At 66.7% G+C, this 12,801-nt stretch carries 9 protein-coding genes; 5 read left to right on the forward strand and 4 right to left on the reverse strand.

Annotated features, from left to right (window positions below):
• The first annotated feature begins 2 nt into the window (after positions 1–2).
• Positions 3–1,016 carry an LLM class flavin-dependent oxidoreductase gene (locus tag IPM80_00920; GenBank protein ID MBK8957005.1) on the forward strand — a complete coding sequence of 338 codons (1,014 nt, stop codon included), beginning with the start codon at positions 3–5 and terminating at the stop codon, positions 1,014–1,016.
• A 12-nt stretch (positions 1,017–1,028) separates the two neighbouring features.
• Here the strand turns inward: IPM80_00920 and IPM80_00925 are convergent, their stop codons facing one another.
• Positions 1,029–1,703 carry a hypothetical protein gene (locus tag IPM80_00925; protein ID MBK8957006.1) on the reverse strand — a complete coding sequence of 225 codons (675 nt, stop codon included), beginning with the start codon at positions 1,701–1,703 and terminating at the stop codon, positions 1,029–1,031.
• A gap of 16 nt (positions 1,704–1,719) precedes the next feature.
• The gene (locus IPM80_00930; protein MBK8957007.1) at positions 1,720–2,727 is read right to left on the reverse strand and encodes a TIGR03617 family F420-dependent LLM class oxidoreductase; all 1,008 of its coding nucleotides are present in this window, start codon (positions 2,725–2,727) and stop codon (positions 1,720–1,722) included.
• 212 nt (positions 2,728–2,939) lie between these two features.
• Between IPM80_00930 and cysK the strand changes: the two genes are divergently transcribed.
• Positions 2,940–3,896 carry a cysteine synthase A gene (gene cysK, locus IPM80_00935; protein ID MBK8957008.1) on the forward strand — a complete coding sequence of 319 codons (957 nt, stop codon included), beginning with the start codon at positions 2,940–2,942 and terminating at the stop codon, positions 3,894–3,896.
• A 196-nt stretch (positions 3,897–4,092) separates the two neighbouring features.
• A complete protein-coding gene (locus IPM80_00940; GenBank protein MBK8957009.1) occupies positions 4,093–6,267 on the forward strand; it encodes a glutamine synthetase III in 2,175 nt (724 codons plus the stop codon).
• A gap of 129 nt (positions 6,268–6,396) precedes the next feature.
• Here IPM80_00940 and IPM80_00945 read toward each other — a convergent pair whose 3' ends face one another.
• A complete protein-coding gene (locus IPM80_00945) occupies positions 6,397–7,908 on the reverse strand; it encodes a DegQ family serine endoprotease (protein ID MBK8957010.1) in 1,512 nt (503 codons plus the stop codon).
• A gap of 191 nt (positions 7,909–8,099) precedes the next feature.
• Here IPM80_00945 and IPM80_00950 point away from each other — a divergent pair, with 191 nt between their 5' ends.
• On the forward strand, positions 8,100–8,792 hold the full coding sequence (locus IPM80_00950) for a response regulator transcription factor (protein MBK8957011.1): 693 nt from the start codon (positions 8,100–8,102) through the stop codon (positions 8,790–8,792).
• A 19-nt stretch (positions 8,793–8,811) separates the two neighbouring features.
• Positions 8,812–10,170 (forward strand): HAMP domain-containing histidine kinase, encoded by a 1,359-nt coding sequence (locus tag IPM80_00955; protein ID MBK8957012.1) that lies wholly within the window; start codon positions 8,812–8,814, stop codon positions 10,168–10,170.
• Between the two features lie 157 nt (positions 10,171–10,327).
• Here IPM80_00955 and mdoH read toward each other — a convergent pair whose 3' ends face one another.
• A complete protein-coding gene (gene mdoH / locus IPM80_00960; GenBank protein ID MBK8957013.1) occupies positions 10,328–12,796 on the reverse strand; it encodes a glucans biosynthesis glucosyltransferase MdoH in 2,469 nt (822 codons plus the stop codon).
• Positions 12,797–12,801: the final 5 nt, after the last annotated feature.

Raw genomic sequence — 12,801 nt, forward strand, 5'->3', positions numbered from 1 at the left:
TGATGCTGCCCGTAGGCTATTTCCCCTGCACCCAGGACGCGCCCGACGGCAAGAACAGTGCCGGCGTGATCGAAGAATTGATGGAGCAGGCGGAACTGTGCGAGGCGGTCGGTTTCGACGGCTTCTATTTCACCGAACATCATCAGCAGCAGGACAGCTACCTGCCGGCACCGGTGCTGCTGGCCGGCATGGTCGGCATGCGCACCAAGCGCATCAAGGTCGGCACCTGCGTGCTGCTGGCGCCGCTCTACCATCCCATCCGCCTGGCCGAAGACATCGCGGTGGTCGACCAGGCCACGCGCGGACGCATGGTGGCGGCGGTCGGTATCGGCTACCAGCCGCCGGATTTCGACGCCTTCGGTGTGCCGCTCACCCAGCGCGCCGGCCGCACCGAGGAATGCGTGGAGATCCTGCGCAAGGCGTGGCGCGGAGAAGCGTTCAGCTACCCGAGCAAGTACCACAAGATTGAAAACGTGCGCGTCACGCCGCCGGCCTACCAGGACGGCGGTCCGCCTATTTGGCTGGCGGGCTGGGTGCCGGCCGGCCTCGAACGCGCCGGACGCATGGGCGACGGCTGGATAGCCGATCCGATCCAGTCGCTGCCGGTCATCAAGGATTACGCCAACCAGTACCGCGCCGAAGCGAAGAAGCACGGCCGCAAGCCCTACGTGGTCTTGATGCGCGACTGCGTGATCGCCGATGACTGGCAGGCCTGCGTGGCCAAGAGCGGTCCGACCATGACCACCCACCGCTGGTACTACCACTACGGCGCCTATGTGAAGGATGACTACCTGAAGGACATCAAGTCGTCCGAGCAGCTGACCTTCGAACTCGCGGCCAAGGATCGGTTGATTGCCGGTTCGCCGGCGCAGTGCCTGGAACAGCTGCAGATGTGGAAGGAAGAGATCCAGCCCGATTACGTGATGCTGCGCATGCGCCAGCCGGGCGGTCCGCCGCAGGCCGAGGCACTGGCCGACATCCGCCTGTTCGGCGAAAAGGTCATCCCCTACCTGTAAGCGCGGTCGCGATTACGCGAAGGCGCTGGCATGCAGGGTCGGGCGATAGCCCGCGGCCAGCGCCGCGACCGAGGTCGGCGGTGTCAGCACCGCGACTTCGAGGTCGGCCGGCCGCGCCTGTGGCTGGCCCCAGCCCGCGAATGAAAACGGCCGCAGGCTCGCGGCCTGCACCAGCCAGCAGCGCGCTTCGTCATCCACTACCACGGCGCCGTCGGGCAAGTCCGCGAGCGGCGTGCGCCATGGCCTGCGATCCTTTGCGCGCTCGAGGCCACGGCCGCGCGCCAGCCGCTCGCTGCGCAGGCGCGCATCGAGTTGCGCGGCGGAGAGCGGCGCCGCCGCGCCGAGTGCGCGCGTCACCGCATCGCGATAGTCGAGGTAGTCGGCACGGCGGCACAGGCCGCAGGGACGGTGGCCGGCCGCCAGCGCCACCGCGTCGTCGAGGAAGAACAGCGGCGTCCAGCGTCGCGGCCGCGCCAGCGGCCAGCGCCAGTCGCGATAACGCGTGACGCACACGATCCACAGCTGGCTGCCGTGATGGCGCACCACCCGTTCGTGATCGTCGACCACGCAGCCGCGGTTGCCGGTGAACAGTCCGCGCGCGCTGACCGCGTGCAGATCGCCAAACGGGTCGACGCGGTTGCGGCGCGGGCTCGCCACGCTTGCCGCGCCGACGCGCTCCGCATCCATGGCGCGGCCGCGTCGCTCAGCTCGCGGTCAATTCCGCGACGATGCGCTTCTGATCTTCCACGCTGATATGCGCATAGGCGGCCGATACGCGGTCGACCAGCCCTTCGCAACGCGCCTTGATGCCCTTGGCGATGGCGGCGGGTTCGCCGATCACCGCGAACGCGGCGAGCAGGTCGTCGGGGATCAAGGTGCCCATGTCGTCCCAGCGGCCGGCTTTCGACAGGCGATTCAATTCGTCCTGCAGTTCGCCCGCGCCTATGCTTTCCAGAACCGGGCGGTAGGCCGGCGTCGAACCGTAGAACGCAATCTGCTTGCACACCGCGACGCGCGAGGCCGCCATCTCGGCGTCGTCGCGGCCGGTGACCACGAACACCGGGTAGCTGATCTCGAAATCCTGGCGGCGGCGACCGCTCTTGGCCATGCCGCGCGTGAGCGCCGGCAGGGTGGTTTCGCGCAGGTATTTCTCGGTGGTGAAGGCATGCACGATGACGCCATCGCAGACTTCGCCGGCCACTTCCGTCATGTGCGGGCCGACCGCGGCCAGGAACACGCGCGGTGCGCCGTACTGGTTGTTGGTCGGCGCGAACATCGGCGTCATGAGCGTGTGCGAATAGAACTGGCCGTGGAAGGCCAGCGCTTCGCCGCGGTGCCAGCTCGCCCAGATCGCGCGCAGCGCCAGCACGTATTCGCGCATGCGCGGCGCGGGATTGCTCCACGGCATGTTGAAGCGGCGCGTGATGTGCGGCTTGATCTGCGAGCCCAGGCCGAGAATGAAGCGGCCCTTGGCGGCGGCGTTGAGATCGTGGCCGATGTTGGCCAGCAGCATCGGTGAGCGCGCGAAAGCCACCGCGATCGAGGTCATGAGGTCGACGCGCGTGGTGCGCTGCGCGGCCAGCAGCAGCGGAAAGAACGGATCGTGGGCGGTCTCGACCGACATCAGGCCGGAATAGCCCAAGGCTTCCTGGGCGGCGGCGTCGGCGCCGACCTCGTCGAGATTCCAACCGATGAGGCTGTCGATTTTCATGGCTTGGGGTCCGTGCTGGTGGAGGGGCGGGGTGTGGCGGCACGGCCGCGCGGCCGGCGCCCGGATTGTTCCATCGCCGGCCGGCAAGCGCAAACCATGGCGCCTGTGCCGGGCACCCTGTGCTGGACGCCGCGCGGCGTTTTCGCCAACATTCACGCTGCTTCGCGCCGCCGGGCGCGGGTGTCCATCAATCTCAAGCCGGAGCGCGTGCCATGGCGTATTTCAACGACAACTCCCTGTCCATCGGCAATACGCCCCTGGTGCGTCTGAACCGCGTGGTCGATGCCCGGCATGCGACGGTGTTGGCCAAGATCGAGGGCCGCAATCCCGCCTATTCGGTCAAGTGCCGCATCGGCGCGGCGATGGTCTGGGACGCCGAGGCGCGCGGCCTGTTGAAGCCCGGCGTCGAAGTGGTCGAACCGACCAGCGGCAATACCGGCATCGCGCTGGCCTACGTGTGCGCGGCGCGCGGCTACAAGCTGACGCTGACCATGCCCGACACCATGAGCCACGAGCGTCGCAAGGTGCTTAAGGCGTTTGGCGCCAACCTGGTGCTGACCGAGGGCGCCAAGGGCATGAAGGGCGCGATTGCCAAGGCCGAACAAATCGTCGCCAGCGATCCGGCGCGCTACTACATGCCGCAGCAGTTCGAGAACCCGGCCAATCCGGCCATCCATGAAAAGACCACCGGCCCCGAGATCTGGAACGCCACCGACGGCAAGATCGACGCCCTGGTGGCGGGCGTCGGTACCGGCGGCACCATCACCGGCATCTCGCGTTACATCAAGCACACCCAGGGGCGCGCCATCACCAGCGTGGCGGTTGAACCCGAGACCAGTCCGGTCATCACGCAGAAGCTGGCAGGCCAGGATCTGCAGCCGGCGCCGCACAAGATCCAGGGCATAGGCGCGGGCTTCATCCCCGGCGCGCTCGATCTTTCCCTCGTCGACCGCGTCGAACGCGTGTCGAACGAAGACGCCATCGCGATGGGTCGCCGGCTGGCGGTGGAAGAAGGTATCCTGTCCGGCATCTCCTGTGGCGCAGCCACGGTGGCCGCCGCGCGCCTCGCCGCCGAGCCGGCCTTCGCCGGCAAGACCATCGTCGTGATCCTGCCCGATGGCGGCGAGCGTTACCTGTCGAGCGTGATGTTCGAGGACATCCAGGCCTGAGAAAATGCCGACGGTGCGGCCGCGCGCCGCACCGGCTCGGGGCCGCCACAGGTAAGCCATCACGCCAGCCGGCTCGTCGAGGCGCCCAGCCACGCGCAGGCCGTCCAGGCGTGCGCCACATGAACACCCACGCCGTGCCGACCGAAAGCGGCACGATACTGCCCGTTTCACCATTCAACTCAATCAGGAATCGACTATGGCCGGCTTCACACCGCGCTCCCAGGCTGTCTATGACATCACCAATCGCAAACCGATGACGGTGCAGCCGCCGGCGTCGCTCGGCAGCCTGTGGGCGAGCGACGTCTTCACCTTGGCCAAGATGAAGGAGAGTCTGCCCAAGGACGTGTTCAGATCCTTGCAGAACACCATCGAGCACGGCGTCGGCCTCGACGTGTCGGTGGCCGACGTGGTGGCGCTTGCCATGAAGGACTGGGCGCTGTCCAAGGGCGCGCTGTATTACGCCCACGTGTTCTACCCGCTGACCAACGCCACCGCCGAAAAGCACGACGGCTTCATCTCCGTGCAGAGCGACGGCTCGGTGATCTCCGAATTCAGCGGCAAGGTGCTGGTGCAGGGCGAGCCGGACGGTTCGTCCTTCCCCAACGGTGGCATACGCTCGACCTTCGAAGCGCGTGGCTATACCGCCTGGGACGTCACCAGCCCGGCCTACATCATGACCACCGACAACGGCGCGACGCTGTGCATCCCGACGGTGTTCGTGTCCTGGAGCGGCGAAGCGCTGGACAAGAAGACGCCGCTGCTGCGCGCCAATGCGGCCATGAACAAGGCCGCGCACCGCGTGCTGTCGCTGCTCGGTCACAGCGACATTGCGCCGATCAAATCGAGCTGTGGCGCCGAGCAGGAGTACTTCCTGGTCGACGCCAATTTCGTCAACAACCGGCCTGACCTGCTGCTCGCCGGCCGCACCCTGTTCGGCGCGCCGTCGGCCAAGGGCCAGCAGTTCGACGATCATTACTTCGGCGCCATCCCCGAGCGCGTGCAGGTCTACATGCAGGACGTCGAGGAACAGCTGTATCGCCTGGCGATCCCGGCCAAGACCCGCCACAACGAGGTGGCGCCGGGCCAGTTCGAGATTGCGCCGTTCTTCGAATCGGCCAATGTCGCGACCGACCATCAGCAGCTGTTGATGACGGTGTTGAAGAACACCGCCAAGAAGCATGGCCTGGTGTGCCTGCTGCACGAAAAGCCCTTCAAGGGCGTCAACGGCTCGGGCAAGCATGTGAACTGGTCGGTGGGCAACAGCACCCAGGGCAATCTGCTCGATCCCGGCCACACGCCGCACTCGAACCTGCAGTTCCTGTTGTTCTGCGGCGCGGCCATTCGCGGCGTGCACAAGTTCGGGCCCCTGCTGCGCGCGGTGGTGGCGACCGCCAGCAACGATCATCGCCTCGGCGCCAACGAGGCGCCGCCGGCCATCATGTCGGTGTATCTCGGCTCGCAGATTGAAAACGTGTTCGAGCAGATCAGCGCCGGCACGCTGAGCGGCTCCATCCTGCCCGGCATGATGGATCTCGGCATCGACACCTTGCCGGTGTTCAAGAAGGATGCCGGCGACCGCAATCGCACCTCGCCGTTCGCCTTCACCGGCAACCGCTTCGAATTCCGCGCCGTCGGTTCCGGGCAGTCGGTGGCGGGGCCGCTGGTGGCGCTCAACACCATCCTCGCCGATTCCCTGCACTGGGTGGCCGACCATCTCGAAGTACAGTTGAAAGACGGCGTGGAGCTCGACACCGCGATACTCACCACCCTCAAGACCTTGATCGACGAACACGGCGCGGTGGTGTTCGGCGGCAACGGCTACTCCGCCGAATGGCACAAGGAGGCGGTCGAGAAGCGCGGCCTGCTCAACTTGAGAACCGCCGCCGACGCGCTGCCGGTATTGAAATCGGCACCGGTGGAAGCCTTGTTCGACGGGCAGGGCGTGCTGTCGCCGGTGGAGCTGGCCAGCCGCTTCGAGATCTATGCCGAGCAGTACATCCTCGCCATCGAAGTCGAGGCACGCATCGTGGTCAGCATGGCCAAGACCGGCATCTATCCGGCCACCGTCAAGTACCTCGCGGATCTCGGCAAGTGCCTGGCGGATCTCAAGGGCCATGGCATCGCTCTCGACGACGGCAGCCTGAAGATCATCGCCGCCGAGCTCACCGGCCTGACGGACAAGACCCAGGCGCTCAGCGCGGCCTTGGCGCGTCATGATTTCGCCAGTTCCGAGGAGCACATGCAGTTCTGCGCGCAGACCATACGGCCGTTGATGGACGAGGTGCGCCGGCACGCCGATGCGCTGGAAGGCGAAGTGGCCAACGACCTGTGGCCTTACCCGACCTACCAGGAAATGTTGTTCATACGCTGAGCGCGGTGCGCGGTAATCCTCGCAAAAAAATGCCCCGGCCGAGGCCGGGGCAATCCCGTGGAGGGAGGGAGACATCGGGAGAGTGGCGAGGCACGGCCGCGACGTGCGGCGCGCCATCGCGTCGGAACTTCAGGCAAGCTTCATGGCGGTGAAGAACTGCTGATCGCCGCGGCGTACCAGCACCACCACCGGGCGCTTGTCATCGTGCGCGCTGCCGAGGGCATGCTTGGCGGCGCTGGCATCGGCGACCTCGGCGTTGTTGACGCGCACGATGACGTCACCGGGCTTCAGGCCACTCTCGTCGGCGGCGCTGCCGTTCTTGACGCCCACCACGAGTGCGCCCTTGACGCTGTCATCGAGGTTGAGCTGCGCGCGCGCATCGCTGGACAACGCGCCCAGCACCACGCCGAGCTTCTCGTCGAGCTTGTCGACACCGTTGTTGGCCGGGCCGGCATCCTGGTTGAAGGCGACATCGTTCTGCGCATTGCGATCGATGACGGTGGCCAGGCGCTGGTTCTTGCCGTTGCGCACTACCTCGATATGCACCTTGCTGCCGGGCTCGGACTTGGCCACCGCACGACTCAGGTCGCGCGCGTCCTTGATGGCGGTGTCGCCGAACTTGAGTATGACGTCGCCGACCTTGACACCAGCGCGCGCCGCCGGGCTCTTGTCAACCACCGCCGCCACCAGCGCGCCGCCGGCTTCGTCCATGCGCAAGGCTTCGGCCATCTCGGCGTTGACCGGCTGGATCTGCACGCCCAACCAGCCGCGCGTGACGCCGCCATGCTCGCGCAGCTGGCTCACCACGCGCTCGGCTTCGCGCGCCGGAATGGCGAAGCCGATGCCGATGTTGCCGCCGTTGGGCGAGTAGATGGCGGTGTTGACACCGACCACGCGGCCCTCGGCATTGATCACCGGGCCGCCCGAGTTGCCGCTGTTGATGGGCGCGTCTATCTGCAGGTAATCGTCGTAGGGACCGGAATGGATGTCGCGGCCGCGCGCCGAGATGATGCCGGCCGTGACGCTGCCGCCGAGACCGAAGGGACTGCCGATGGCCACCACCCAGTCGCCGACGCGCGCCTTGTCTGAATCGGCGAAGCTCACCGACGGCAGCTCGCCCTTGGGCTCGACCTTGATCAGCGCGAGGTCGGTCTGCGGATCGGTGCCGACCAGCTTGCCGGCCAATTCACGGCCGTCGCTCAGCGTGACCTTGATGTCGTCGGCGCCGTCGATCACGTGGTTGTTGGTGACGATGTAGCCACTCTTGTCGACGATGAAGCCCGAGCCCAGGCCTTCGATCTTCGACTGCGGCTCACCCTGCGGTGCGCCGAACGCAAACGGCCCGGGGCCGAAGTGACGGAAGAACTGGCCCATCGGCGAATCGGGATCGAGTTCCATGGCGCGGCCTTCGAGGCGCGCGACCTTGGCGGCGTTCTTGACCACCGCGATCTTGACCACCGCCGGCTGCACGTCCTCGATGACATCGGCGAACTGCGGCTGGCCGAAGGTCGGCGTGGGGGCCGGCATGACGGGGGCGGCCTCGGCGCCCGGCCAGTTCGCCACGCCCAGCGCCAACGGTACGGCGAGGGCGGCGGCGTAGGCTTTGTGGTTGTGAACAATGCGGGCAATGGCGGATTTCATGGGAGCCTCCTTCAGGCTGGAAATCGTTCAAGTGCCGGCAAGCGTAGAAGCGTGTCCATTACTGGAGACTTTCCGCGCGATTAATTTTTTGTAATGTGCGGCGGCGGCCGTGCAGGTAGGCGAGGCACGGCAAGCTTGGCACAATGCGGCCATCCCATTTTTTTCACCGTTGGCCACGCCAGGAGTGAATCGTGCACCTGCTCGTCGTTGAAGACGACCGCGATACCCGCGAGTTCATTCGCAACGGGCTCGTGCAGGCCGGCCACAGCGTAGACGTGGCGGCCAATGGCCGCGATGGACTGTTTGTCGCCACCACCCACGAGTTCGATCTCGTGGTGCTCGATCGCATGCTGCCCGAGATCGACGGCCTGACGGTATTGCGCACCTTGCGCGCGTCGGGTTCGCGGGTGCCGGTGCTGCTGCTGTCGGCGATGGGCGAGGTCGACCAGCGCGTCGCCGGTCTGCGTGCCGGCGCCGACGACTACCTGGTCAAGCCCTTCGCCTTCAGCGAACTCGAGGCGCGCATCGAAGCCCTGGCGCGACGCACCGTCCCCGAAGGTCCGGCCACGGTGCTCAAGGTCGGCGATCTCGAGCTCGATCTCATGACGCGCGGCGTCAGGCGCGGCGAGGTCGGTATCGACTTGCAGCCGCGCGAGTTTCGCCTGCTCGAATACCTCATGCGCCATGCCGGACAGGTGGTGACGCGCACCATGCTGCTCGAGCACGTGTGGGACTATCACTTCGATCCGCAGACCAATGTCATCGACGTGCACGTGAGCCGCCTGCGCGCCAAGATAGACAAGGGCTTCGAGCCGCCGCTGCTGCATACCGTGCGCGGCGCGGGCTATCGCCTGGCGGTCGAGAGCGGCGCCGATGGCCGTTGAGACGTCGCGCTCTCTTGGCATGCGACTGGGCGCCCTGCTGCGCACCAGCGCCTTCCAGTTGACGCTGTTCTATACCGGCCTGTTCACGATGTCGGCGGCGCTGCTGGCGATGTTCTTCTACTGGTCGACGATTGGTCTTCTGGTGCGCGAAACCGATGCCACGCTCAAGGCCGAGATCACCGGCCTCGCCGAGCAGTACATCGAACATGGCCTGGAACGCCTGGTGCAGGTCATCGTGCATCGCATCCGCAACGACCAGTCCGGCGCCATGCTGTACCTGTTCGCGACCCGCGACAACGAGCCGCTGGCCGGCAACCTGCTCGAGTGGCCGCGTATCGAGGCCGACGTCGATGGCTGGGTGGAATTCACCCATCACCGCGCCGATGGACGCGATGTGCCGGCGCGCGCGCGCGTGTACCTGCTCGGCGATGGCCTGCACCTGCTGGTCGGGCGCAACATCGAACAGCTGCGCCAGCTGAAGCAGGTGTTCAATCGCGCGCTCTTGCTCGGCGTCGGGCTGATCTTCGTGCTGGCCACCGGCGGCGGCCTGTTGATGAGCAGTCGCCTGCTGAAACGCGTCGGCGCCATGACCGCCGCCACCGGCGACATCGTCGCCGGGCAACTCGACCGGCGACTGGAGGTGCGCGGTGCGGGCGATGAATTCGACGAACTGGCGTCGCGCGTCAACCTCATGCTCGACCGTTTGCAGGCGTTGCTGGCGACGGTGCGTCACGTATCGGACAACATCGCCCACGATCTGCGTACGCCGCTGACGCGTCTGCGCAACCGCATCGAGCTCGCCGCGCGCGCCGCGCCCGACGCCCTGCGCGACGAACTCGAAGCCAGCGTCGACGACGCCGATCAGTTGCTGGCGACCTTCGCCGCGCTGCTGCGCATCGCGCGCATCGAATCGGGCAGCTACGAGGCACAGTACGAAGTGCTGGACTTCGGCACGCTCATCAACGATGCCAACGAACTGTATCTCGGCGTGGCGCAGGACAAACAGCTCAGCCTGCAGGCCGAAGTGCATGGCCAGCCGCTGGTGCGCGGCGATCGCAATCTCCTGTTCCAGGCGCTGACCAACCTGCTCGACAACGCCATCAAGCATTCACCGGCCGGCGGCGTGGTGAAGATAGACGTGCGCGGCGAAGCGGGGCAGGTGGTGGTCGACGTGCGCGACAGTGGGCCGGGCATTCCCGTCGAGGAGCATGAACGGGTCACACAGCGTTTCACGCGGCTCGATCAGAGTCGCACGCTGCCGGGCAGTGGTCTCGGCCTGTCGCTGGTGAAGGCCGTCGCCGAATTGCACAAGGGCAGTTTGAGTTTCAGCGCCAATGCGCCGGGCTTGTGCGCAACGCTGCGCTTGCCGGCGGCGTGAGTCGGCCTTGGATGTACGAGCGACCAGGAGCGCGGCCATTTTTTTGTGGGGCAGATTTCATTCTGACACCGGTATTGAATGTCAGGCTGAAGCCCGACCCACAACCCATGACGAGCGCGATTCATGTGGGTCAGACTTCAGTCTGACACCGCCCATCTCAGTACCTGAACTTCCCCAGGCGCCTGCGCAGGCTGCGCAGCGTATTCGGCGAGGCCAGCGCCGCCGCCTGCAGCTTGCCGTCGAGCAAGGTCGGCAAGGCTTCCATCTGTCGTATGGCCTTGGCGCGGTCGTTGGCGGCCGACATCGATTCGGTGACCACCGCCGGCGGGTTCTGTTCGATCAGGGCGAGATGCAAGAGGCCGAGGCGGTGATCGGTGATGATGGTCTCGAGCGCGGGTTGCGACAGCGGTACCGCCAGGCTCTCGAGTTCGGCGCGGTTGGCGGCCACCGCCGGGATGATCGGCGGCGGTTCGTTTTCGTCGGGCGTGACCAGCATGCCGCGCTCGCGCAGCCACAGGCCGAGCGAAGGTCGCGAACTCCACACCGACAGCGGCGCGGCGAACACCATGCTGAGCAAGGCCGGCGACATCCACAGCAAGAGGCCGGGATACACCGCGTAGGCGGCGGTCGCCAGTACCACGCCGGTGATGATGTGATGGTGATGGCGCTGCCAGGCTTCGCGCCACGGCGTGCCGACATCGTCACGCGACTGCGTGTTCCAGCCGCTGTCGCCGCCGGCGAACACGTTGAACACGAAGCGCGACTGGAACAGCATGTGCAGCGGCGCCAGCAGGGCCGACACCAGGGTCTCGGTGAGCACGCTGCCGAGCGTGCGCAGGCGGCCGCCGAAGCGCCGCGCGAGATCCTTGTCGAAGCACACCGCCAGCCAGCCGAAGAATTTCGGCGCGAGCAGAAAGCCCATGGTCCAGCCGAACACCTGCGCCGCGAGCTCCGGATCGATGATGTGCCACACCGGGTAGGGCGTACGGTCGGGAAAGAAATACACCGGCAGTTCGAAACGCGTTTCCAGCGCGGCCGCGATGCCGACCAGGATGAAGCTGAACCACAGCGGCGAGGCGAGGTAGGCCATGATGCCGGTCAACAGGTGCAGGCGACTGGCGGGATTGAGGCCCTTGGCGCCGATGATTTTCATGTGCTGCAGGTTGCCCTGGCACCAGCGCCGGTCGCGCAGCGCGTGATCGATCATCGACGGCGGCGCTTCCTCGAAGCTGCCGTCGTCGTCGGGCAATAGGTACACGCGCCAGCCGGCGCGCCGCATCAAGGCCGCTTCCACGAAGTCGTGACTCAAGACCAGGCCGCCGAAAGGCGGGCCGCCGGGCAGATGAGGCAGACCCGCGTGGCCGGCGAAGGCCGACAGGCGAATGATGGCGTTGTGGCCCCAGTAGTTGCCGTCGCCGAGATACCACCAGGCGAGACCCGCGGCCAGCACCGGCCCGTAGCACGAGCCGGCGAACTGGTGGGTGCGCGCGAACAGCGTATTGCGATTGACCAGGCGCGGAATGGTTTGAATGATGCCGGCGTGCGGGTTGGACTGCATGAGACGCGCGAGGCGGATCACGGTGTCGCCGCACATCACGCTGTCGGCATCGAACACCAGCATCTGCTGGTAATGTCCGCCCCAGCGCCGACAGAACTCGGCGAGGTTGCCGGCCTTGCGCGCGGTGTTCTCGTAGCGACGGCGGTAGAAGAAGCGGCCATTGGCGCCGAGCCGGCGGCGGCTCAAGTCCCAGGCCAGTTCCTCGGCGATCCAGGCGTTGGTGTCGGTGCTGTCGGACAGCACGAAGAAATCGAAATTGTTGATCTCGCCCGCCGCTTCGATTTCACGGTAGATGCATTCGAGGGCGCCGAACACGCGCTGCGGCGATTCGTTGTAGACCGGCATGATGATGGCGGTGCGGGTGGTGAGCGTGCTCGCCGCCGGCAGCAGGCCGGTGGTGAGTGCCGGCGCACCGCGCCACATCGCGATGAGGCCGGCGAGGCCGGTCCAGAATGACATCGCTATCCACACGAAGTTGGCGGTGAACAACACCATCAACACGATTTCGATGACCGAGATGCCGCCCGGCGTGAACACGCGGCCGAGTTCGTAACAGCCGAGACCGGTGGTGCCGAGCGTCAGCACCGCCAGCAGCAGGCGCCGTCGCCAGCGTGGCTCGCTCAAGGGCGCGGGCGGCGCGGCGTGGCCGTCGGCCTCGTGCCATTCGGTCAGCGACTGCGGCGGCATGGCGAGCGGCGCCGGCGGCGGCAACGACAAGGGCAGGGCCTGCATGAAGGCCGCCTCGAAGGCGCGCGAGGGCGTGGCCAGCAGCAGTTGATCCGGCCAGTGCTTGCCGATCTCCAGCGTCAGCAGCGCCACGCGCGGCGCGGCCGAGTAGGGATGCACGGTGATGCCGGTGCGCGCCACCATCGCCGCCAGCCAGTGGCGGATGCGATCGTCGATGAGCTTCAGCGCCTGGGTGGGCGCGCAGTCGGGTGGAATGTCGGCCAGCAGCGTGTGGGCCCTGGCCGTCGCCGCGTCGGGCGAGTAGGCGAGCCCCGCCAGGTATCGCGCCACCACACGCTCGAGATGGGAAGGGGCGGTGATGGTCTCCAGGGCGTCATCCACCGCGG

Source organism: Pseudomonadota bacterium (assembly GCA_016719885.1).
GTDB lineage: Bacteria > Pseudomonadota > Gammaproteobacteria.

Bases quoted from the DNA above. Each gene is read 5' to 3' on its own strand.
- IPM80_00920 (MBK8957005.1), top strand. From the start codon at position 3: ATGCTGCCCGTAGGCTATTTCCCCTGCACCCAGGACGCGCCCGACGGC.
- IPM80_00925 (MBK8957006.1), bottom strand. From the start codon at position 1,703: ATGGATGCGGAGCGCGTCGGCGCGGCAAGCGTGGCGAGCCCGCGCCGC.
- IPM80_00930 (MBK8957007.1), bottom strand. From the start codon at position 2,727: ATGAAAATCGACAGCCTCATCGGTTGGAATCTCGACGAGGTCGGCGCC.
- cysK (MBK8957008.1), top strand. From the start codon at position 2,940: ATGGCGTATTTCAACGACAACTCCCTGTCCATCGGCAATACGCCCCTG.
- IPM80_00940 (MBK8957009.1), top strand. From the start codon at position 4,093: ATGGCCGGCTTCACACCGCGCTCCCAGGCTGTCTATGACATCACCAAT.
- IPM80_00945 (MBK8957010.1), bottom strand. From the start codon at position 7,908: ATGAAATCCGCCATTGCCCGCATTGTTCACAACCACAAAGCCTACGCC.
- IPM80_00955 (MBK8957012.1), top strand. From the start codon at position 8,812: ATGCGACTGGGCGCCCTGCTGCGCACCAGCGCCTTCCAGTTGACGCTG.